Source organism: Thiobacillus sp. SCUT-2 (genome assembly GCF_035621355.1).
Lineage (GTDB): Bacteria > Pseudomonadota > Gammaproteobacteria > Burkholderiales > Thiobacillaceae > Thiobacillus > Thiobacillus sedimenti.
The window spans coordinates 930285-952351 of sequence record NZ_CP141769.1 but is presented as its reverse complement, the minus strand read 5'-3'; the positions used below and the strand labels follow the sequence as shown (position 1 = coordinate 952351).

Here is a 22067-nt window from a genome sequence, read left to right as displayed (position 1 = left end):
CGGCGTATATGGGAGTATCTGAACAGCTTGATTCCGCTCATGGTTCGACAAGCTCACCACGAACGGAATCAACGACATGCCGTTCGTCCTTCGACAGGCTCACGACGCAGCCTGAGCCTGTCGAAGGACTTGTTCAGGGTCTCCTAAGGCCGGGAAATCATGGGCTTGGATCGGATATAATTTTGTCACGTTTTTGCGCGTTTCCTTGAGCCAGCCCGAGGTTTTGCAGGAATTTCCGCCCGCCCGGACCCTGCCGCGCCCTGACTGAATGTTTGCCGGCCGTGTCCGGCCCCTGCCCTTTTGCCATCCTGACAATGAACACCGAAACCAACGCTCCTGCCCTCGACGAGAACCAGATCATCGCCGAGCGCCGCGCCAAGCTCGCCGCGATCCGCGAGGCGGGCGTCGCCTTCCCCAACGACTTCGAGCGCCACGACTACGCCGGCAAGCTCGCAAGCGACCACGGCGACAAATCCAAGGAAGCGCTGGAAGCCGAGGGCGTGCAGGTGCGGCTCGCCGGCCGCATGATGCTGAAGCGCGTGATGGGCAAGGCGAGCTTCGCCACGCTGCAGGACATGAGCGGCCGCATCCAGGTCTACGTCTCGAACGACCTCACCGGCACTGATGCGCACGACGCCTTCAAGCACTGGGACCTCGGCGACTTCCTCGGCGTGACCGGCACGCTGTTCAAGACCAACAAGGGCGAACTGACGATCCAGGCCAAATCGATCCGCCTGCTGTCCAAGGCGCTGCGCCCGCTGCCGGAGAAATTCCACGGGCTCGCCGACCAGGAGCAGAAATACCGCCAGCGCTACCTCGACCTCATCACCAGCGAAGACGCGCGCGAGACCTTCGTGCGCCGCTCGAAGATCATCCAGTCGATCCGCGAGTTCATGACCGGCCACGGCTTCCTCGAAGTCGAGACGCCGATGATGCACCCGATCCCCGGCGGCGCGGCGGCCAAGCCCTTCATCACCCACCACAACGCGCTCGACATGGAGCTGTTCCTGCGCATCGCGCCCGAGCTCTACCTCAAGCGCCTGGTCGTCGGCGGCTTCGAGAAGGTGTTCGAGATCAACCGCAACTTCCGCAACGAAGGCCTCTCGACGCGGCACAACCCCGAGTTCACCATGATGGAGTTCTACGAGGCCTACCGCGAATACCGGTATCTCATGGACTTCACCGAGGCGCTGATCCGCCACACCGCGGTCGCCGCGACCGGCTCGACGACCGTGAACTATCAGGGCCACACCGTCGAGCTCGGCAAGCCGTTCGACCGCCTCACCATCGTCGAGGCGATCCGCAAGTACCACCCCGAATACACGGTCGAGCAGCTCAACGACCGCGACTGGCTGGTCGCCCAGTTCAAGGCGATGAAGGCCAAGTACCGCGAGCACGACGGCATCGGCGGCCTGCAGCTGACCTTCTTCGAGGAGACGACCGAGGCGCAGCTGATCCAGCCGACCTTCATCATCGACTACCCGGCCGAGGTGTCGCCGCTGGCGCGCCGCTCCGACACCCAGCCCGACATCACCGAGCGCTTCGAGCTCTTCATCACCGGGCGCGAGATGGCGAACGGCTTCTCCGAGCTCAACGACGCCGAGGACCAGGCCGAGCGCTTCATGGAGCAGGTGCGCGCGAAGGAGGCCGGCGACGAGGAGGCGATGCACTACGACGCCGACTTCATCCGCGCGCTCGAGCACGGCCTGCCGCCCACCGGCGGCTGCGGCATCGGCATCGACCGCCTGGTGATGCTGCTGACCGACTCCCCGAGCATCCGCGACGTCATCCTCTTCCCGCAAATGCGGCGGGAAGCCTAGGACAGCCCGCCAATGCGGCGCGCGGGCTGAGCCGAAGACCATGGGGCAATACGCGCTCAAGGTCGGGCTGTCGGCGCTGATCATCGTCGCGGTCGCCGAGATCGCCAAGCGCAGCACGTTCTGGGCGGCCGCGCTGGCCTCGCTGCCGCTCACCTCGGTGCTCGCCTTCGTCTGGCTCTATCTCGACACCGGCGACGTGCAGAAGATCGCTGCGCTGTCGGGCAGCATCTTCTGGCTGGTGCTGCCGTCCCTGGTCCTGCTCGTCGTGCTGCCGGTGCTGCTGCGCCTCGGCATTGGCTTCTGGGCCAGCCTCGCCCTGTCGAGCGCTGCCACCGCGCTGGCCTATCTCGGTGCGGTTCGGCTGCTTGCCGCATTCGGCATCAAGCTGTAGCAGCGTCTGCAGCGCTTCGCGCGAGGCGGCGCGCTTCCGGTAAAATCCGGCCTTTCGCCCGTTTCACACGCCCTCTTCTCTACGAGTCAAACGACCATGACCGACGCCTTCAACACCACCGATTCCTTTTCCACGGCAAGCGGCACGCACCGCTTCGCCTCGCTGAAGAAACTCGAGGCCGCACTGGGCGCCTCCGTCGCACGCCTGCCGGTGTCGATCCGCGTCGTGCTGGAGTCGGTGCTGAGGAATTGCGACGGCGTGAAGGTGACCGAGGCGCACGTGAAGCAGCTCGCCGGCTGGAAGCCCAACGCCGAGCGCACCGAGGAGATCCCCTTCACCGTCGCGCGCGTGATCCTGCAGGACTTCACCGGCGTGCCGCTGCTGGCCGACCTCGCCGCGATGCGTTCCGCGGCGCAGAAGGCCGGCCGCGACCCGAAGAAGATCGAGCCGCTGGTGCCGGTCGACATGGTGGTCGACCATTCGATCCAGGTCGACGCCTATGGCAACCAGGGCGCGCTCGACCTCAACATGAAGATCGAGTTCGAACGGAACCGTGAGCGTTACCAGTTCCTCAAGTGGGGCATGCAGGCCTTCGACACCTTCAAGGTCGTGCCGCCCGGCGTCGGCATCGTGCACCAGGTCAACATGGAATACCTCGCGCGCGGCGTGATGGAAAAGGACGGCGTGGCCTACCCCGATACGCTGGTCGGCACCGACAGCCACACGACCATGATCAACGGCCTCGGCATCGTCGCCTGGGGTGTCGGCGGCATCGAGGCCGAAGCCGCCATGCTGGGCCAGCCCGTGTATTTCCTCACGCCCGACGTCGTCGGCGTGAACCTCAAGGGCCATGCCAAACCTGGCGTCACCGCCACCGACGTCGTGCTGACGATCACCGAGATGCTGCGCCGCGCCAAGGTGGTCGGCAAGTTCGTCGAATTCTTTGGCGAGGGCGCCGCCGCGATGTCGGTGACCGACCGCGCCACGATCGCCAACATGGCGCCCGAGTATGGCGCGACGATGGGCTTCTTCCCGGTCGACGAGGCGACCTGCCAGTATTTCGCCGCCACCGGCCGCAGCCAGGCGCAGGTCGACACGATCCGCGCCTACTACCAGGCGCAGAATCTCTTCGGCATTCCCAAGGCCGGCGACATCGACTACTCGCAGGTGCTGGAGCTCGACCTCGCCACCGTCGAGCCCTCCGTCGCCGGTCCCAAGCGTCCGCAGGACCGCATCGAGCTGAAGGTGCTGAAATCGGCGTTCGCGGGCCTGATGGACAAGGCCGTCGCCGACGGCGGCTACGGCAAGGCGGGCGAACTCGGCCAGCGCCATGCGCTCCCGGCGGCAAGCCACGAAGTGATGGACATCGCCGGCGGCGGCAGCCAGGACGAAGCGGCACCGGTACCCGCCTCCGAGGAGGAAATGCTCGACAGCCATCCCAGCCCCGACCACGTGGCGGCCTCGCCCAGCACCGTTTTCGGCAACGGCAAGGGCAGCCTCGGCCACGGCGACGTCGTGATCGCCGCGATCACCTCGTGCACCAATACGTCCAACCCCGGCGTCATGCTGGCCGCGGGCCTGCTCGCGAAGAAGGCCGCCGCCGCGGGCTTGAAGCCGCCGGCGCACGTGAAGACCAGCCTCGGCCCCGGCTCGCGCGCAGTGACCGAATACCTGAAGAAGGCCGGCCTGATGGACGCGCTGGAACAGGTCGGCTTCAGCGTGGTGGGCTACGGCTGCACCACCTGCATCGGCAACTCCGGCCCCTTGAAGCCCGAGATCGAGAAGACCATCGCCGACAAGGATCTGGTGGTCGCCTCGGTGCTCTCCGGCAACCGCAACTTCGAGGCGCGCGTGCACCAGGCGGTGAAGGCCAACTTCCTGATGAGCCCGCCGCTGGTGGTGGCCTTCGCGCTCGCCGGGCGCGTCGACATCGACTTCGAAAAGGAAGCCCTCGGCACCGGCAAGGATGGCAAGCCGGTCTACCTGAAAGACCTGTGGCCCAGCAATGAAGACATCGCCGCGGTGATGAACACCGCCACCGACGCCGCCGCCTATCGCAAGATCTACGCCGACGTCGGCGCCGACAACCCGCTGTGGGACGCGGTGCCCGCCCCGGCCGGCGCGGTATACCAGTGGGACACGTCTTCCACCTACATCCAGGAGCCGCCCTTCTTCGCGGGTAGCAAGGCAGCGAGCGCATCGATCAAGGGCGCGCGCGCGCTGGCGATCTTCGGCGATTCCGTGACCACCGACCACATCAGCCCGGCCGGCGGCATCAAGCCGACGTCGCCGGCCGGCCTCTATCTCACCGAGCACCGCGTCGCGAAGGCCGACTTCAACAGCTACGGCGCGCGCCGCGGCAACCACGAAGTCATGATGCGCGGCACCTTCGCCAACGTGCGCATCAAGAACCTGATGATCCCCGGCTCCGAAGGCGGCATCACGCTGAAGGGCGGCGCGCAGCAGCCGATCTACGACGCTGCCATGGCGTACCAGGCCGAAGGCATGCCGCTGATGATCTTCGCCGGCGAGGAATACGGCACCGGCTCCTCGCGCGACTGGGCGGCCAAGGGCACCAACCTGCTCGGCGTGAAGGCCGTGGTGGCGAAGAGCTTCGAGCGCATCCACCGCGCCAACCTCGCCGGCATGGGCGTGCTGCCCTGCCAGTTCAAGGACGGCGTCGACGCGGCCACGCTCAAGCTGGATGGCTCCGAGACCTTCGACCTCGAAGGCATCGAGCACGGCATCACGCCGCAGCAGGACGTGACCCTGGTGATCCACCGCGCGGATGGAAGAACCGAGCGCGTGGCGGTGAAGCTGCGCATCGACACGCCGATCGAGGTCGAGTACTACAACAAGGGCGGCATCCTGCCCTTCGTGCTCGAGCAGCTGCTCGGATAAGCCTCAGCCGGGCAGATTCTGCCCGCTCGGGACACGCGCCCCGGGCGGAAGGCACTCACTCCAGCTCGGGCGGCACGCCTTCGAGTTCGCCCGGCGCGAACTGCCGCGCGAACAGTGCGCTGGCCTGGTCGGGAGGCAGCGGCTTGGCGATCACGTAGCCCTGGATTTCGTCGCAGCCGCCCTGTTTCAGGAACGCCGCCTGCTCCTGCGTCTCGACGCCTTCGGCGACGACGCGCAGATTGAGCGCATGCGCGAGGCGGATGATCGCATTGACGATTTCCGCATCGTCGCCGTCGCGCAGGACGTCGTTCACGAAGCTCTTGTCGATCTTCAGCGCGTCGATCGGCATGCGCTTCAGCTGGCCCAGATTGGAGTGGCCGGTGCCGAAATCGTCGATGTAGATGTGCAGGCCGCGCTGGCGCAGGGCGTCGAGCATGTCGAAGGTGCGCGCCGGATTTTCCATCGCCGCGCTCTCGGTCACTTCCAGCTGAAGCTGCCCCGCGTCCATCCCCGTTTCCTGCAGGATGGCCTCGATGTCCTCGATCAGGCGCGCATCGGTGAATTGGCGCGGCGAGAGGTTGACTGCCACCGGCGGCGGGTTGAGCCCGGCATCGCGCCAGGCGATCCACTGCTCGCACGCCGCACGCAGCACCCAGCGCCCGAGCGGCACGATGAGCCCGGTTTCCTCGGCCACCGGGACGAACTGGTCGGGCCAGATGATGCCGCCGGAACGTGGAAGCCAGCGCGCCAGGGCTTCCAGCCCGACGACGCGCCCGCTCGCGAGATCGACCTTGGGCTGGTAGGCGAGCGCGAGCTCCTTGCGTTCGAAGGCCTGCCGCAAGCCGGACTCAAGCGTCATCTGCTGCTGCGCGACGGTGTTCAGTTCGTCGCTGAAATACTCGAAGCCACTGCGCCGCTGCTTGGCCTGGTACATCGCCAGGTCGGCCTGGCGCAGCAGCGTGTTCGCATCGGTGCCGTCGTCCGGATAGACGCTGATGCCGATGCTGGCGCCGATCGCATAGCGCCGCTGCGCGACCTTGAACGATTCGCCCACCGCCTTCAACAGCTTGCGCGCAACGCGGCTCGCGGCGCGCGAAGTGGTCGGATGCATCAGGACGACCGCGAACTCGTCGCCGCCGAGGCGGGCCACGAAGTCGTCGGCACGCAGCTGCTCGTCGAGCCGGCCGGCGACGACGCGCAGCACCTGGTCGCCGACCTCGTGGCCCTGCGAATCGTTGATGTGCTTGAAGCGGTCGAGGTCGATGAACAGCAGCGAGACCTGCAGCTTCTCGCGCTGGGCGCGCGCCAGCGCATGGCCGAGAAAGTCCTGGAAATACGAGCGGTTGGGCAGGCCGGTCAGCGGATCGTGGTTCGCGAGCATGTCGAGCCGCATTTCCGAATAGCGGCGCTCGGTCAGGGCCGCCGACACGAACAGGCCGCCGAGCGCCATCGTCACCATGCTGACCTGCAGCGCGAACACGTCGCGCGCCGTGGTGGCGGCGGTCAGCCCGCCAAAGGACACGAGCGAGACGCCGAGGACGATCAGCGCGGCCAGGAAGATCGCCACGCTGGCGCCCGTCACCGAGAAGCGCAACGCCGCCCACAGCACGGTCGGCAGCAGCACGAACAGGACGATCTCGGCAGGCCGCAGCGGCTCGGCGTATTCCATCATCACGCGCGTCAGCAGCAGCATGCCGAGCACCAGCACCAGGGCTTCCAGGCGCGCGGCCTTGTGGGTCGGCAGCAGATCCCAGCGCGACGCCGTCAGCAGCAACGGCGCGATCAGGTACACCCCGAGCAGATCGCCCAGCCACCAGACCCACAGGGCGCGCAGCGCCGCGTCTCCATCCAGGATCCCCAGGTAGTGCAGGCTCGCCACCCCCGCCATCGCGCTGACCGCGCAGCCCAGCGGCGCGGCGACCAGCGTGAACTTGGCCACGCTGGATACATAGTCGAGGGTGGCGCTGAACGGCGGCAAATGGCGCGGCAGGTAGCCCGTGATTGCCGCTCCGGCGGCCGCGCCCAGCGAGAGGAAAGCAGCGCCTTCCGCCGGCATGACCCGGCTGTAGACCGCGAGCGCGCCCAACAGCACGCCCGCCACGCCGGCCACGCCGAACCGCAGGCTCGCCACGGCGCCGATGCCGGCGGCCAGCCAGACGGCGGCAACCACGCCGGCCACGTAGCCCGCGATCTTCAGGCTCGCCCAGCCCGCCAGCGCGTAGGCCAGCGCGGCCAGTCCGACGATCAGCGCAGCGCGCCTGATTTCATGGAAGCGTGGCAGTGTCGGTCGGGGCAAGGCGCGGAACCCCGGGTTACTGCGTCGGATCGAGTTCCGCCTGCACGGACTCCAGCGCGTCCTTCAGCGTCTCCTCGGACAAGCCGTTGAGCTGTTCCGCCAGCATCTCCGCCGCGTCGATGGTGCCGGTTTCGTCGGGCAGGCTGTCGGTGTCGAGATTGGCGACGAACACCGCCGCGGCACCCGTCACCTGCAGCAGCTGGCGACGCTCGCTCATCAGCATTTCGATCTCCTCGCGCAGCAGGCGAATCTCGTCTTCTTTCATGGCTTGCAGGGTCATGCGGATCTCCATCTACTTTCGCCGGGGTCAGCCGAACAGCGTCAGCACCCCGGTGTAGCCATACAGGCGGTTGTGCGAAATTTCCCCATTGGCGAAGAAACCCACCAGCGGGAAGTCACCGAGCACCTCGCGAATCAGTTCGAGCTCCCGGTTCGGCGCACCGAACATGTGCTGCCCTCGTCCCAGGCAGGAATAATACACGCCGCCCCGGATGGGCGCGCCGAGCTGCGGCCCGATCGCGGCCAGCATGCGCCGCAGGTCTTCCTCGGCGCTGCGCTGATCGCGCCGGCAGAACAGCAGTTCGTCGCCCGGCTCGACGGTCTCGCCGATGGCGACCAGATGGTTCTGCGGATCGACGCCGAGGATGTTGCGCACCAGGTAATCGCCGGTATCGGAGCCGCGCACCGGCAGGCCGACGAAGATGTAGCCCGCCGCACGCCGCAGGTCGCGCGCCAGCACTTCGCCGATCTCCTCCTTCATCACGTCCAGCGCGGGCCGGTGGTCGAGGCTGCCGACGATATTCTTGTTGGCCGTGGTGATGCGATGGCGCGGCCCGAGCGGCGAGATGCCCTGCGTCAGCCGCGTCGCCAGCTTCACGTGCTCGCCGAACAGCACGCCGGACAGGCCGCCGCTCACCACGCCATCGCTGATCTGCGGCGCGACATCGCCGCGCGAACTCGCCAGGCCGCCGACGACGAAGCCGCTCGACACGCGTGCCGACAGGCTGTCGATCAATTCCTGGATGTGGCTGTTCGCCGGGTCGCCGTGCGCCACGGCAAAGTAGGCCGTCGTCGGCTGGCCCTCGAAGTCCTGCGGCGAACGCATCAGCGGCAGCATGCTGAAATCGCCCGGGTCGAATTCCCCCAGCATCACCGCCATCGCGGGTTGCTCGAGATATTCGACGCCCGTCGCGCAGACGCCGACGCCCACGCTGCCGGTCCAGTGCGGGACCCCGGTCGCGCTGCGAAAGAACGCGAGGATGGCGTCGAGCTCGTCCGCGTAGGCGTCCGAGACATAGAGAAAGCCCAGCGTCGCCGCCGAGGGGATCGCGCCCAGCTGGCCCATGCAGTCCTGCGCGGCCCGGGTCCAGTCGGGATGGGCGGCGTGAGCCGATTTGAAAGGGGCAGTCATTGCGTCGGGCAGGCGTCACCAGCTGATGATGCGACGATTCTGCCACGACCGGCGGCAAACTGCGCCGGCCGCCGCTCAATAACCCGTTCGGCTGCTCCGCGGCAGTTCGCCCTCGCCGAAGAAGTTCCACAGCAGGTGCGCAACGACTTCCGGCGCAATCACCGTATGCTGGTTGTGGGATTCCTGCAGCGCCGCGCGCAGCTTCTTGCGCAGATCGGGGTCGCCGGTCAGGTCAAAGATGATGTCGACCTTGGCGCCCATCGACACCACCTCCATCGCATCCTTGAACACCGGCACCTTGCTGTGGGCAAATCCCAGCGCGACAGGCGATTCGAGATTGCGGTGCGCGACCGCAACGATCTCCACGTTGACGCCGTCCTCCTGGATCTTTTCCAGGAAGTGCTCGGCAAATTTCTCCCCGACTTCGCCCAGCCCGAGCAGGGCGACCTTGACGTTATGGCTCATTCAGTTGCTCCTCGTATCCGTTATGGTGGCGCAGGCCGCAATGCGTCCGGCTGCACTCTGCATCTACGGCCGGCCGGCCGCGCCACTTGAGCGTCCGCGGCGGGCCAGGCAGGCCCGGCGGCCGCGCCCGACGCAGGCCGTCCCGCGCCTCGCCCCGCTTCGTGCGCGGCGATCCCGGCGATATGATTCCGCCTATCGACCCGAGACGAAGACGCAATGCCCGAAGCCTCCGCCCTGTATCCGCCCGTCAGCCCCCATGCCAGCGGCATGCTGGACACGGGCGGCATCCACCGCGTCTACTGGGAAACCTCCGGCAGCCCGGACGGGATCCCGGTGCTGTTCGTCCACGGCGGCCCCGGCTCGGGCACCTCGCCCAACCAGCGGCGCTTCTTCGACCCGGCGCGCTACCGCATCGTGCTGTTCGACCAGCGCGGCTGCGGCCGCTCGACCCCGCACGGCGAGCTCGCCGACAACACCACGCCGCACCTGATCGCCGACATGGAGGCGTTGCGTGCCGCGCTCGGCATCGGGCAATGGCTGCTATTCGGCGGCTCGTGGGGCTCGACGCTCGCGCTCGCCTACGCGGAAGCGCATCCCGCGCGTTGCCTGGGTCTGGTCCTGCGCGGCATCTTCCTCTGCCGCCGGAGCGAAATCGACTGGTTCCTCCACGGCATCCGCGCGTTCTTTCCCGAGGCTCAGCGCCAGCTCGCGGAATTCATCCCGGAGGCCGAGCGCAGCGACCTCCTCGCCGCCTACCACCGCCGCCTGCTGGACTCCGATCCTGCCGTCCACCAGCCGGCCGCGTGGCAGTGGGCGACCTTCGAGGCATCGTGTTCGACGCTGCTCCCCAGCGCCGAGCTGATCGCCGCCTTCGGCACCGAGAAGACCGCACTGTCCCTCGCCCGCATCGAGACCCATTACTTCATGAACGACATCTTCCTCCCCGACAACAGCCTGCTCGCCAACGTCGGCCGCCTGCGCGACATCCCGGCCGTCATCGTGCAGGGCCGCTACGACGCGGTCTGCCCGATCGTGTCGGCGGACGAGCTGGCGCGTGCCTGGCCGGAAGCCCGCTACGTGGTCGTGCCGGACGCCGGGCACTCCGCGTTCGAGCCCGGCATCGCGCGCGAGCTCGTCGCGGCGTGCGATCGCTTCGCCGCATGCGGGGGATTCGCCTGATGTCGCTGTCGCCCTACGTCTTCGATGCCAGCGCGGAGAACTTCAACCGCCTGGTGCTGGAAAACTCGCACAAGGGACCGGTGCTGGTGCACTTCTGGACCCCCAAGGCCGGCCCCTGCTTCGTCCTCATGCCGCGCCTCGTGAAGCTGGCGACCGAGTACGGCGGCAAGTTCCTCCTGGTCATGCTGAACGCCGACGAATTGCCCGAGCTGGCACGCCGCTTCGGCGTGAACTCGGTGCCGACCGTGAAGTTCTTCTGGCGCGGCGAGGTGGCCCACACGATCCACGGCGCCGACCCCGACAGCAGCTTCCGCGCGGTGCTCGACCGTTTCATCGCGGGTGACGCGAACCGCGCCCACGCACTCGGCGTCGCCGCCTGGCAGGCCGGCCGGATCGAGGATGCGCGGATGCTGCTCGCCAATGCCGCGATGGCCGAGCCCGACAATCTTGCCATCCCGCGCGACCTCGCCAAGCTGCTGTGGGCCGAGGGCGACGGCGAACAGGCGCTGAAGCTGCTCGACAGCCTGCCGCCCGAGGCGCGCACGGCGCCGGAGCTCGCGACGCTGCATGCCCATCTGCGCCTCGCGGAAGCCGCACGCCTGGCGCCGCCGCTCGCGGAGCTCGATGCACGCATCGCGCGCGACGCCAGGGATCTCGAGGCCCGCTACCAGCGCGCCGCGCGCCGGCTCGCCGAAGACGACTTCGAAGCCGCGATGGCGGAGCTGCTGGCCATCGCCTGCACCGATCGCGGCTTTCAACACGATATCGGCCGCATCAGCCTGCTCGCCCTGTTCGACCTGCTCGGCGCGACGCATCCGCTGACGCAGCGCTACCGCCGGGCCCTGTCCGAATCGCTGCATTGAGCTTCGCCCACCCCGCCTTCGCACCGTACCGCGAACTGATCGACGCGCTCGGACTGGCGCAAGGGCTGCCCGCGCTCGCCGCGCTGAATTCGCTGGCGGCCGCCCGTGACACGCGGCAGGCACGCGGCCTGCCGCTTGTCTTCGCCGCGCCCGACGGCCGCATGGCGGCGCGCGACTACGAGATGCAGATCCTCGCAAGCGGCGAGGTACCCACCCGCGCCGACACCTGGCACGACGTGTTGAATGCGCTGGTGTGGCTGCGCTTCCCCCGCTTCAAGGCGGCACTCAACGCCGCCCACGGAAGGGCGATCGCGCAGGAGACCGGCAGCGCGCGCGGGCGCCGTCGCGACGCGCTGACCGTCCTCGACGAATCGGGCGTGTGGGTGCTGAGCCGCGACCCTGAACTGCCCGAGTTGCTGCGGGGCCATGCCTGGACCGCGCTGTTCGTGGAGGCGCGCGCCCGGGTGGAACGACAGATGCGCTGCATCGTCGTGGGCCACGCCCTGCTGGAGAAGATGCTCGCCCCCTACCCCTCGATGACCGGCAAGTGCCTGATGATCACGACGAATACGCTCGAACCGGATGTGGCCGAGACGCTCGCCGTCACGGCGCTGGACGCCGTCGACACGCCGCGCCGGCTCGCGCCGCTGCCCGTCCAGGGGATTCCCGGCTGGGACGCGGCAAACGGCGATCCGGCCTACTACGCGAACCGCGACGTCTTCCGTCCGGCCCCCCCGCGCACGGACTGAGCGCCGCGCGGCCGGCCTTGCGCGCCGCCTACGCCGCCGGGGCCGGCAGCTCGCCGCCCGCCACCCACGCCTCGGCCATGTCGAGGTCGTCGAACAGCCGGATGTCGGCCGTCATGAACAGGCGGTTGATCCACATGCTCCAGGCCACCCACTGGTCGCCGGTGAGGATCGCGATGCGGCCGAAATCGGTCTTGTGCTCGCGCGAGAACCTGAGCTCCTCCCACGCGACGTCGACGCTGTACGAAAGCATGTCGCGCAGGTCGAACAGCAGGTTGACCGTTCCCTGGAACTGGATGCCGTAGCCGACCGCCTGCTCGAACTCGCGATAGTCGTCGAGCGTGAACTGCCCCATCACGGTGACGGCAATCTGGTTGTCCTTGACGGTCTGGCTGATCATGGTGAACTCCTCGTGAAAATCTTCATTGAACTATAGCGAATCGACCCGGCGGGGCGTGGACGCGAACACCGCCCAGACGCCCGCAGCCGCCACGACGGCCATGCCGACCCAGGCAAGGAACGGCAGCCGCTCGCCGAGCAGGAGCACGCCATACAGGGCCGAAAAGCCGACCGTGGCGTAGGCGAGCGCCCCCACGGCAAGCGTGCGCCCGCGGTGGTAGGCACGCGTCAGCGCGAGCTGTGCCACGGTCGCCGTGACGCCGATGCCGACGAGCCAGGGCCAGTCGCCGGCCTGCGGCGGATGGAATCCGGCGAACGCCATCCACAAGGCCCCGCCTGCGGTCGACAGCAGCGTGAAATAGAACACCACGCGCCACTCGGGCTCGCCCAAACGCCCCAGCTGCTTGACGTTGACATAGGCGACCGCCGCCAGCATCCCCGACACCAGCCCGCCCACGGCGGGGAGCCAGGCCTGCCCGGCCAGCTGCGGGCGCAACAGCATGACGATGCCGGCAAACCCGAGCAGCACCGCACCGACGAGGCCGCGCCCGTGCTCCTCGCGCAGCCACCAGGCCGACAGCGCGGCGAGGAACAGCGGCGCGGTGTAGTTGAGCGTCACCGCCGTGGCGAGCGGCAGCCGCGCCAGGGCGAAGAAGAACAGCACCAGCGCCGCGAACCCGGACAGCCCGCGCCAGAAGTGGGCCTGGATGTGCGGCGTCACGAGCGGCCCCAGCAACTTGCGGTGACGCACGGCCACCGCGCTCCAGATCGCGACGAGCCCGAAGGCCGAGCGGTAGAACACCAGTTCGGCCGGCGAGAAGGTCGCAGAAGCGTGCTTCACCAGCACGCTCATCAAGGCGAACAGCGCCGCCGCCACCAGCATCCAGCCCGATTTCATCGGCTGCGCACCGTGTCCGGCGACGCCAAAAAAACGGGCGGCCGCGGCCGCCCGTCGGTGTGCCGCGCCCGCCTCACTTCAGGTGCGGCTCGATCTGCCGCCGCAGGAAGGCGTGGAAGTGCATCATGCCGTCCTCCATCGGCGACTGGTACGGGCCGGTCTCCGAAATGCCCTGCTTGTAGAGCACACGGCGGCCTTCGTGCATGCGCAGGCAGATGTCCTCGTCCTCGACGGCGGTCTCGTTGTAGGCGGCCTGCTCGGCCTCGATGAAGGCGCGCTCGAACAGCGCGATGTCCTCCGGATAGTAGAACTCGACGATGTTGCTGCACGACTCGACCCCGGTCGGCACGATCGACGACACGACGAGCACGTGCGGATACCACTCGACCATCAGGCCCGGATAGTAGGTCAGCCAGATCGCGCCATGCTTCGGCGCCTGGCCGCGGTCGTAGGCCAGCACCTGCTCGTGCCATTTCCGGTAGACCGGCGAGCCGGGCTTCGCCAGCCCGCGGTTCACGCCGACCGTCTGCACCGACCACCACTCGCCGTATTCCCACTTGAGGTCGTCGCAGGTGACGAAGTGGCCGAGGCCCGGGTGGTAGGGCGCGACGTGGTAATCCTCGAGGTAGACCTCGATGAAGGTCTTCCAGTTGCAGGCGTAATGCGTCACGTCGACGCGGTCGAGCACGAAGCCGGAAAAGTCCAGCTCGCGCGCAGCCTGCATGCCGGCCAGGTCCGCATTGACGTCGCGGCCGCCGGCGAACAGCAGGCCCTGCCAGGCCTGCAGGCCGGTACGGTTCAGATTGAGGCAGGGGTTGCCGGGGAATTCCGGCGCGCCCATCAGCGTGCCCTGGGCATCGTAGGTCCAGCGATGGACCGGGCACACGATGTTGTTCGACGGCAGCTTGCCGCGCCCCTTCAGCATGATCGCCTGGCGATGGCGGCACACGTTGGACAGGAGTTCGACGCCCGCACCGCCGTTGACCAGCATTCTTCCGCCTTCGAACATCTCCAGCGCGTGGTAGTCCCCGGCCTCGGGCACCATCAACTGGTGGCCGACATAGCCCGGACCGGATTTGAAGAGATGCTTCAGTTCCAGGTCGTAGATGGCCGCATCGAAATACCAGGAAACCGGCAGTTGCGGCGAAGTTAGCGACAAGGCGCTGGATTCGGCGAGATCGCTCATGGCGTACCCTACTCAAAACCAAGCCCCCTTCCGGTCTGCACCAGAAGCGGCAAGCGTGACCGCGGAACGATCACCATTAAAAAACGTATCGGGGCTTTCGCCCCGATGCCCACCGGATTTACGGATGACCCCCTGAAAACCTGCGGGGAAAGCGCGCGATTCTAGCACAGCGGCGCTCCCCGGGAGGCGCACGCACGCTGAATTTGCTAAAGTAGCGTTCTTTGCCTCTGCCGGGTTCTCTGAATGGCCAAATCCCGCGCCGCCACACCCCCCAAAGATTACGAGTCCGCCCTGTCCGAGCTGGAAGCCATCGTCGCCGACATGGAGTCGGGCCAACTGCCGCTGGAGGCCTCCCTCGCCGCCTACAAGCGCGGCGCCGAGCTGCTGCAGTACTGCCGCCAGCAGCTGGCCGACGCGGAACAACAGGTGAAGATTCTCGAAAACGGCACCCTGCAGCCCTTCAAGACCGAACATGGCGACGACTGACTTTGCCGCCTGGGTCCAGGCATGCCAGGCCCGCATCGAAAGCGTGCTGGCCGACGCGCTTCCCTCATCCCACGTCGCGCCGCAGCGTCTCCACGACGCGATGCGCTATGCCGTGCTGGGCGGCGGCAAGCGCGTGCGGCCGCTGCTGGCCTTTGCGGCCGGCGAAGTGACCGCTGCCGATCCCGCGCGCGTCGAGCACGCCGCAGCGGCGGTCGAACTGATCCACGCCTACTCTCTGGTGCACGACGACATGCCGGCGATGGACGACGACGCGCTGCGGCGTGGCAAGCCGACCGTGCACGTCGAGTTCGACGAAGCGACCGCGCTGCTTGTCGGCGACGCGCTGCAGAGCCTGGCGTTCGACCTTCTCGCGTCGCACACGCTCGCCGACGACGCAGTGACGCAGCTGAAGATGGTGCAGCTGCTCGCGCAGGCCGCGGGTTCGCGCGGCATGGCCGGCGGCCAGGCGATCGACCTCGCGAGCGTCGGCAAGCCGCTCGATCTGACCGAGCTCGAATTCATGCACATCCACAAGACCGGCGCGCTGATCCGCGCCGCGGTCCTGCTCGGCGCCCAGTGCGGCAGGGCTTCGGAACACGCGCTCGGCGCACTCGACCACTATGCGAAGTGCATCGGCCTCGCCTTCCAGGTCGTCGACGACGTGCTCGATGCCGAGGCCTCCACCGCCACGCTCGGCAAGACCGCCGGCAAGGACGCCGCCCACAACAAGCCGACCTACGTCAGCCTGCTCGGTGCCGCGCGTGCACGCGAACTGGCGCAGGAGCTGCGCGCCGACGCGCACGCCGCGCTCGATACGCTGGGCGCCCCCGCCGTGCGGCTGCGCCAGCTGGCTGACTTCGTCGTTGAGCGGACCTTCTGAGATGCCGACCCGCCTGCTCGAAGCCATCGACTCGCCCGCCGACCTGAGAAAGCTGGCGCCGGCCGATCTGCCCAGGCTCGCCGCCGAACTGCGCGAGTTTCTGGTCGCCTCGGTCGCGCAGACCGGCGGCCACCTCGCCTCCAACCTCGGCACGGTCGAGCTCACGATCGCGCTGCACTACGTGTTCGACACCCCGCGCGACCGGCTCGTGTGGGACGTCGGCCACCAGACCTATACGCACAAGATCCTCACCGGCCGCCGAGCCGCGATGGCCGGCCTGCGCCAGGCCGGCGGCATCGCCGGCTTTCCCCGCCGCGCCGAGAGCGAATACGACGCCTTCGGCGCCGGCCATTCGAGCACCTCGATCTCGGCCGCGCTCGGCATGGCCGAGGCCTTCCACCAGCTCGGCTCCGCGCAGCGCGCGGTCGCGATCATCGGCGACGGGGCGATGACGGCCGGCATGGCCTTCGAGGCGCTGAACAACGCCGGCGCGACGGAGTTGCCGCTGCTCGTCGTGCTGAACGACAACGACATGTCGATCTCGCCCAACGTCGGCGCGCTGAACAACTACCTGGCCAAGCTGATGTCGGGCAGGTTCTACGCCGCCGCGCGCCGCGCCGGCGAGAAGGTGCTGTCGGCCGTGCCGCCGATCAAGGAGCTCGCCCGCCGCGCCGAGGAGCACATGAAGGGGATGGTGACGCCCGGCACGCTGTTCGAGGAATTCGGCTTCAACTACATCGGTCCGATCGACGGCCACGACCTCGACGTGCTGGTCGATACCCTGACCAATATCCGCCAGCTGTCCGGCCCGCAGTTCCTCCACGTGGTGACGCGGAAAGGCAAGGGGTACGCGCCGGCCGAAACGAACCCCTGCCTGTACCACGGCGTCGGCCGCTTCGACCCCGATGCTGGCGTAGCCGAAAAATCCGGCGGCAAGCCCACCTATACGCAGGTGTTCGGCGACTGGCTGTGCGACATGGCGGCGGCCGACAGCCGGCTGGTCGGCATCACGCCCGCCATGCGCGAGGGCTCCGGCCTCGTGCACTTCTCGCAGCAGTACCCGAAGCGCTATTTCGACGTCGGCATCGCCGAGCAGCATGCGCTGACCTTCGCCGCGGGGCTCGCCTGCGAAGGCGTGAAGCCTGTGGTGGCGATCTACTCGACCTTCCTGCAGCGCGCCTACGACCAGCTCGTCCACGACGTCGCGCTGCAGAACCTGCCGGTCATGCTGGCGATCGACCGCGCCGGTCTGGTCGGCGCCGACGGCCCGACCCACGCCGGCAGCTTCGACCTCTCCTTCCTGCGCTGCATCCCCAACATGCTGATCGCCGCGCCGTCGGACGAGAACGAATGCCGGCGCCTGCTGACGACCGCCTTCCTGCACGACGGTCCGTCGGCGGTGCGCTACCCGCGCGGCGGCGGCTCCGGGGCGACGATCGAAGCGGGGCTCGAGCCGCTCGCGATCGGCAAGGGCGTGGTCCGGCGCCGCGGCCGCGAGGTGGCGTTGATCGCCTTCGGCAGTCTGGTCGGCCCCGCGCTCGCGGCGGCGGAGTCGCTCGACGCCAGCGTCGCCGACATGCGCTTCGTGAAGCCGCTCGACGTCGAGCTCCTGCGCGACCTGGCGCACGGGCACCGGCTGCTGGTGACGCTGGAGGAGAACGCGGTGGCCGGTGGCGCCGGCGCGGGCGTGGCGGAGGCGCTGGCTGCACTGGGCCTGGACGTGCCGCTCGTGCACCTTGGGCTGCCCGACACCTTCCTCGAACACGGCGACCCGGCAAGGATGCTGGCCGACTGCGGCCTCGATGCGGCCGGTATCGCGCGCGCCGTGCGGCAGCGGATACCCCTATTACCCGAGTAGTTTACTCAACTATTCAGGCAGTTTATACTGAGTCTAAACTGCATTCATCACAGGAGCTGCCATGAACCAGATTTGCGACACCGCCGTTTGCATGCCCGACGTGCAAAGCTCGGCCGATACGCGGCAGATCGCCATCAACAAGGTCGGCATCAAGAGCATCCGCCATCCGGTACGGGTCGCCGACAAGAGCGGCGGCGTCCAGCACACGATCGCCACCTTCAACATGTACGTGTTCCTGCCGCACAACTTCAAGGGCACGCACATGTCGCGCTTCATCGAGATCCTCAATACGCGCGAGCGCGAGATCTCGATCGAGAATTTCGAAGACATGCTGCGCCAGATGGTCGAGCGACTCGAAGCGGATTCCGGCTACATCGAAATGAGCTTCCCGTACTTCGTCAACAAGGCCGCGCCGGTTTCGGGCGTGCAGAGCCTGCTCGACTACGAAGTCACCTTCATCGGCGAGATCGAGAACGGCAAGTACAGCCACACCACCAAGGTGCTGGTGCCGGTGACCAGCCTGTGTCCCTGCTCGAAGAAGATCTCCGACTACGGCGCGCACAACCAGCGCTCGCACGTCACCGTGACGGCCAAGACCAACGGCTTCCTGTGGATCGAGGACCTGGTGCGCAAGGTGGAGGACCAGGCATCGTGCGAACTCTTCGGCCTGCTGAAGCGCCCGGACGAGAAATGGGTCACCGAGCGCGCCTACGACAACCCGAAATTCGTCGAGGACATCGTGCGCGACGTCGCCGCGGCGATGAACGCCGAGCCGCTGATCGATTCGTACGTGGTGGAAGCGGAGAACTTCGAGTCGATCCACAATCACTCGGCCTACGCGCTGATCGAGCGGGACAAGACCCGGAACTAAGCGGCGTCCGGGACCCTCGGGGCCTGCGATGCAGGCCCCGTTTGCATCTATCCGCCGCCGTCAATAGCGCTGCGTCAGCGTCATCGTCTGGCCGTCGCGCGTCATTTCCATCCGGTTGAGGAAGCTCATGCCCAGCAAGGGCACCGCGAGGCCCGCCTCGACCACCAGGCCCTCGACCTGGTTGACGGCAATGCCTCCGACCTTGACGGTGTTGAAGGTCACGCGCCACGCCGGGACGACACCCGCCGCCGTACCGACCCGCACAGCCTGCCCCTGTTTGTAGTCAAGGCCGATGCGCTGCGCATCGGCCGCGCCGATGGCGACCGCCGTCGCGCCGGTGTCGACGAGGAAATTCACCGGATAGCCGTTGAGCGAGCCGGCCGCGGCGAAATGACCGCGTGCGTCGGCGGTGAGCGACACGCTGGGGCGCGCACCGGCCTGCGCACCGCCCGCGAAGGATTGCCCCAGGCCCAGCTGCCGGACCTTGCCGTCGACCTCGATCCGCGCCTGGTCCGAATCGGCCGCCAGCAGTCGCACGCCCTGAACCGTCTGGCCGACATTCAGCGTACGCGGCCTGCCGCCGTCGATGCTGACGATGGCCTTGCCGGTGAACAGCCCCACCACCGCGACCCCGGTCGCGCATGCCGGGGTGCAGGCGAGGCCGCCCGCCGCTATAATGAGCCCGATCGTGTTTCGCCTGAAAGCCGCCATCATGGATCCCGTTCTGATTGTCCGCCATGCCCCGACCGAGGGGCCGGGCTATTTCGCCACCTTCCTGGATCGCCACGGCATCCCCTGGAAACTGGTTCGCATCGACGCCGGCGACGCCGTGCCCGATAGCCTTAACGGCGTTTCGGGACTGTGCTTGATGGGCGGACCGATGAGCGTCAACGACGAGCTGCCGTGGATACCGCCGATGCTGGCGCTGATCCGGCAGGCGGTGGCTGCGGGCGTCCCGGTGATCGGCCACTGCCTCGGCGGCCAGCTGATGGCCAAGGCGCTCGGCGGCGCGGTCGGCCGCAACCCGGTCAAGGAGATCGGCTGGGGCGACGTCCGCGTCACCGACGCCGAAGCCGCGCGCCCCTGGCTCGGCGACGCCCCGGACCCGCTGCCGGCCTTCCACTGGCACGGCGAGACCTTCTCGATTCCGCCGGGGGCGACGCGCATTCTCGAGAGCGCCTGGTGCCCCAACCAGGCCTACGTCCTGGACGATCGTCACATCGGCATGCAGTGCCATGTCGAGATGACGCCCGAGCTCATCGCGAGCTGGTGCGACAACGGCGCCGACGAGATCGCCGCCAGCGACAGCCCCGCGGTGCAGCAACCGGCGGCGATGCTGGCCGACGTCGCGGCGCGAACCGCACGCCTGCACGTGCTGGCCGACAAAATTTATTCCCGCTGGATTCAAGGGCTTAGGCAATAAACCCGCGCCACGCCGGGGGACACCGCTGGACACGTGCCTCGCGCGGGGTACGATAGAAACCGGAGTCACACCCAGCTGCAAAGGCACCATCTGAACAACGGAGGATTTATGCAAAACGTCGACTACGCCAACTTCGATTTCGGCGAACGCCTCAACGGCTTCATCCAGGAACTGATGAATGCCGGCGGCAGCCCGCGCACCGAGGCAGACCTGACCGAAGGCCAGAAGGTCTTCGTGCGGGCGGTCAAGCGCGAGATGGTCAAGTACGCCGACCCCAACCGCCACGGCTACCCGCACAACCTGCTGGAGCAGATGGAGTCCTTCACCCGCACGGTCGGCGACCTGCACAATTCCTACTTCGATTCGGGCATGCGCAAGGTCAGCGACTGCCTTTACAACCGCTGGAAAATGCTCTACGAAGAGACCAAGAAACTGGCCGCCGCCGGGGGGGACACCAAGCCGTGCTGGGTCGACGTCATCAAGACCGAGCAGACCGACATGCCCGCCTTCTTCGACGCGTAAATAACTGATCTCAAAATAAAAAGCCCGGTTCGCCCGGGCTTTTTATTTGGTGCGCGCGAATATCAAACCTGCTTATCCTCAAATAAAAATAAAGGATTATTCACGCCTGTAGGCCAGTGCTATTCTGCCCGGACTCCAATATCCCCATACAGTCCGAGGAGACAGCATGTCCAAACTGGTACGCCCCCACGGCGGCGGAGAACTCAAGCCCCTGCTGCTGACGGGTGACGCGCTCACCGCCGAAAAAGCCCGCGCCGCCTCCCTGCCCAAGCTCAAGATGAGCTCGCGCGAGACCGGCGACCTGATCATGATGGGCATCGGCGGCTTCACCCCGCTCGACGGCTTCATGACCAAGGCCGACTGGCAGGGCGTCTGCGACGGCTACAAGATGGCCAGCGGCCTGTTCTGGCCCATTCCGATCACGCTCTCCACCGACGACGAAACCATCAAGGAAGGCAGCGAGGTGGCCCTGGTCGACGGCGAGACCGGCGAGATCATGGGCACCATGAAGATCACCGACAAGTACACCATCGACAAGGCGCACGAGTGCATGATGGTCTACAAGACCACCGACCTCGAGCACCCCGGCGTCAAGATGGTCATGGCCCAGGGCAAGTACAACCTGGCCGGCCCGGTCAAGGTCCTGTCGACCGGCAACTTCAAGGAAGAATACGGCGAACAGTTCATGACGCCGGCCGAAACCCGCGCCAAGTTCGAGGCCATGGGCTGGTCCAAGGTCGCCGCGTTCCAGACCCGCAACCCGATGCACCGCAGCCATGAATACCTGGCGAAGATCGCCATCGAGACCATGGACGGCGTCCTGGTCCACTCCCTGCTCGGCGCGCTGAAGCCGGGCGACATCCCCGCCGAAGTGCGCTCCGAAGCGATCGCCACGCTGATCGACAACTACTTCGCCCCCAACACCGTGATCCAGGCCGGCTATCCGCTCGACATGCGCTACGCCGGTCCGCGCGAGGCGCTGCTGCACGCGCTGTTCCGCCAGAACTACGGCTGCTCGCACCTGATCGTCGGCCGCGACCATGCCGGCGTCGGCGACTACTACGGCCCGTTCGACGCGCAGAAGATCTTCGACGAGATCCCGAAGGACGCGCTCGAAACCAAGAACATGAACATCGACTGGACCTTCTGGTGCAAGAAGTGCGGCGGCATGGCCAGCCAGCGCACCTGCCCGCACACCAAGGAAGACCGCATCCTGTTGTCCGGCACCAAGGTCCGCGCCATGCTTTCCGAAGGCCAGGACCTGCCGGTCGAGTTTTCCCGCCCGGAAGTGGCCAAGGTGCTTCAGAAGTACTACGCGGGCCTGACCGCCGAACAGAACGTGAAGATCGAGTTGAAGGGACACTCGGCCGCGTAAAGCATTCGTGACTTAAACCTGCCGGAAGCGGATTCGCGAGTCGCCCCGGCCAAGGTCAGGTGGAAGTTCGAAAAAACGGACCGCGACGTACGCGGAT

General features: G+C 67.3%; 21 protein-coding genes. 13 read left to right on the top strand and 8 right to left on the bottom strand.

Going from position 1 to position 22067, the window contains the following annotated elements:
* Positions 1 to 314 precede the first annotated feature (314 nt).
* From lysS to acnA, 3 genes are all read left to right on the top strand, one after another.
* Positions 315 to 1820, top strand: coding sequence for a lysine--tRNA ligase (gene lysS / locus VA613_RS04635; protein ID WP_324780690.1), 1506 nt, complete (start codon positions 315 to 317; stop codon positions 1818 to 1820).
* 40 nt (positions 1821 to 1860) lie between these two features.
* Positions 1861 to 2211, top strand: coding sequence for a DUF3147 family protein (locus tag VA613_RS04630; RefSeq protein WP_324780689.1), 351 nt, complete (start codon positions 1861 to 1863; stop codon positions 2209 to 2211).
* 96 nt (positions 2212 to 2307) lie between these two features.
* On the top strand, positions 2308 to 5112 hold the full coding sequence (gene acnA, locus VA613_RS04625; RefSeq protein WP_324780688.1) for an aconitate hydratase: 2805 nt from the start codon (positions 2308 to 2310) through the stop codon (positions 5110 to 5112).
* Between the two features lie 55 nt (positions 5113 to 5167).
* Here acnA and VA613_RS04620 read toward each other — a convergent pair whose 3' ends face one another.
* The 4 genes from VA613_RS04620 to VA613_RS04605 form a co-directional block, all read right to left on the bottom strand.
* The gene (locus VA613_RS04620) at positions 5168 to 7408 is read right to left on the bottom strand and encodes a putative bifunctional diguanylate cyclase/phosphodiesterase (RefSeq protein ID WP_324780687.1); all 2241 of its coding nucleotides are present in this window, start codon (positions 7406 to 7408) and stop codon (positions 5168 to 5170) included.
* 16 nt (positions 7409 to 7424) lie between these two features.
* Complete coding sequence (locus tag VA613_RS04615) at positions 7425 to 7688, bottom strand: hypothetical protein (RefSeq protein ID WP_324780686.1); 264 nt, start codon at positions 7686 to 7688, stop codon at positions 7425 to 7427.
* Between the two features lie 27 nt (positions 7689 to 7715).
* On the bottom strand, positions 7716 to 8819 hold the full coding sequence (locus VA613_RS04610) for an FIST signal transduction protein (protein WP_324780685.1): 1104 nt from the start codon (positions 8817 to 8819) through the stop codon (positions 7716 to 7718).
* 75 nt (positions 8820 to 8894) lie between these two features.
* Complete coding sequence (locus tag VA613_RS04605) at positions 8895 to 9284, bottom strand: hypothetical protein (protein ID WP_324780684.1); 390 nt, start codon at positions 9282 to 9284, stop codon at positions 8895 to 8897.
* 216 nt (positions 9285 to 9500) lie between these two features.
* Here VA613_RS04605 and pip point away from each other — a divergent pair, with 216 nt between their 5' ends.
* The 3 genes from pip to VA613_RS04590 are packed head-to-tail and all read left to right on the top strand — an operon-like array spanning position 9501 to position 12075.
* Positions 9501 to 10463, top strand: a complete 963-nt coding sequence (gene pip, locus VA613_RS04600) for a prolyl aminopeptidase (protein WP_324780683.1) — start codon at positions 9501 to 9503, stop codon at positions 10461 to 10463.
* Positions 10445 to 11326: a tetratricopeptide repeat protein gene (locus VA613_RS04595; protein ID WP_324780682.1), complete on the top strand. Its 882-nt coding sequence runs from the start codon at positions 10445 to 10447 to the stop codon at positions 11324 to 11326. The genes pip and VA613_RS04595 overlap by 19 nt, the downstream gene beginning before the upstream one ends.
* Positions 11323 to 12075 carry a DUF3025 domain-containing protein gene (locus VA613_RS04590; protein WP_324780681.1) on the top strand — a complete coding sequence of 251 codons (753 nt, stop codon included), beginning with the start codon at positions 11323 to 11325 and terminating at the stop codon, positions 12073 to 12075. Before VA613_RS04595 ends, VA613_RS04590 begins: the two co-directional genes overlap by 4 nt.
* Positions 12076 to 12103: 28 nt before the next feature.
* Here VA613_RS04590 and VA613_RS04585 read toward each other — a convergent pair whose 3' ends face one another.
* The 3 genes from VA613_RS04585 to VA613_RS04575 all read right to left on the bottom strand — a co-directional run bounded on the left by VA613_RS04585 (position 12104) and on the right by VA613_RS04575 (position 14555).
* On the bottom strand, positions 12104 to 12472 hold the full coding sequence (locus VA613_RS04585; protein ID WP_324780680.1) for a SpoIIAA family protein: 369 nt from the start codon (positions 12470 to 12472) through the stop codon (positions 12104 to 12106).
* 30 nt (positions 12473 to 12502) lie between these two features.
* Positions 12503 to 13369: a DMT family transporter gene (locus VA613_RS04580; RefSeq protein ID WP_324780679.1), complete on the bottom strand. Its 867-nt coding sequence runs from the start codon at positions 13367 to 13369 to the stop codon at positions 12503 to 12505.
* Positions 13370 to 13442: 73 nt separating this feature from the next.
* The gene (locus VA613_RS04575) at positions 13443 to 14555 is read right to left on the bottom strand and encodes an aromatic ring-hydroxylating oxygenase subunit alpha (RefSeq protein ID WP_324780678.1); all 1113 of its coding nucleotides are present in this window, start codon (positions 14553 to 14555) and stop codon (positions 13443 to 13445) included.
* A gap of 243 nt (positions 14556 to 14798) precedes the next feature.
* On the opposite strand from VA613_RS04575, the gene VA613_RS04570 reads away from it, so the two are divergent.
* From VA613_RS04570 to folE2, 4 genes are all read left to right on the top strand, one after another.
* On the top strand, positions 14799 to 15041 hold the full coding sequence (locus VA613_RS04570) for an exodeoxyribonuclease VII small subunit (RefSeq protein WP_324780677.1): 243 nt from the start codon (positions 14799 to 14801) through the stop codon (positions 15039 to 15041).
* Positions 15028 to 15921, top strand: coding sequence for a polyprenyl synthetase family protein (locus VA613_RS04565; RefSeq protein ID WP_324780676.1), 894 nt, complete (start codon positions 15028 to 15030; stop codon positions 15919 to 15921). The genes VA613_RS04570 and VA613_RS04565 overlap by 14 nt, the downstream gene beginning before the upstream one ends.
* Before the next feature lies 1 nt (position 15922).
* The gene (gene dxs, locus VA613_RS04560) at positions 15923 to 17779 is read left to right on the top strand and encodes a 1-deoxy-D-xylulose-5-phosphate synthase (RefSeq protein WP_324780675.1); all 1857 of its coding nucleotides are present in this window, start codon (positions 15923 to 15925) and stop codon (positions 17777 to 17779) included.
* Between the two features lie 61 nt (positions 17780 to 17840).
* Positions 17841 to 18650, top strand: coding sequence for a GTP cyclohydrolase FolE2 (gene folE2, locus VA613_RS04555; RefSeq protein ID WP_324780674.1), 810 nt, complete (start codon positions 17841 to 17843; stop codon positions 18648 to 18650).
* 60 nt (positions 18651 to 18710) lie between these two features.
* Here the strand turns inward: folE2 and VA613_RS04550 are convergent, their stop codons facing one another.
* Entirely contained in the window at positions 18711 to 19364 is a 654-nt protein-coding gene (locus VA613_RS04550; protein WP_324780673.1) for a retropepsin-like aspartic protease family protein, read from the bottom strand.
* Here VA613_RS04550 and VA613_RS04545 point away from each other — a divergent pair.
* The 3 genes from VA613_RS04545 (at position 19363) to sat (ending at position 21970) form a co-directional block, all read left to right on the top strand.
* The gene (locus VA613_RS04545) at positions 19363 to 20073 is read left to right on the top strand and encodes a type 1 glutamine amidotransferase (protein WP_324780672.1); all 711 of its coding nucleotides are present in this window, start codon (positions 19363 to 19365) and stop codon (positions 20071 to 20073) included. The two genes, VA613_RS04550 and VA613_RS04545, sit on opposite strands and share 2 nt — an antisense overlap.
* Positions 20074 to 20181: 108 nt before the next feature.
* On the top strand, positions 20182 to 20595 hold the full coding sequence (locus VA613_RS04540; RefSeq protein WP_324780671.1) for a hypothetical protein: 414 nt from the start codon (positions 20182 to 20184) through the stop codon (positions 20593 to 20595).
* 166 nt (positions 20596 to 20761) lie between these two features.
* Positions 20762 to 21970: a sulfate adenylyltransferase gene (sat, locus tag VA613_RS04535; protein ID WP_324780670.1), complete on the top strand. Its 1209-nt coding sequence runs from the start codon at positions 20762 to 20764 to the stop codon at positions 21968 to 21970.
* Positions 21971 to 22067: the final 97 nt, after the last annotated feature.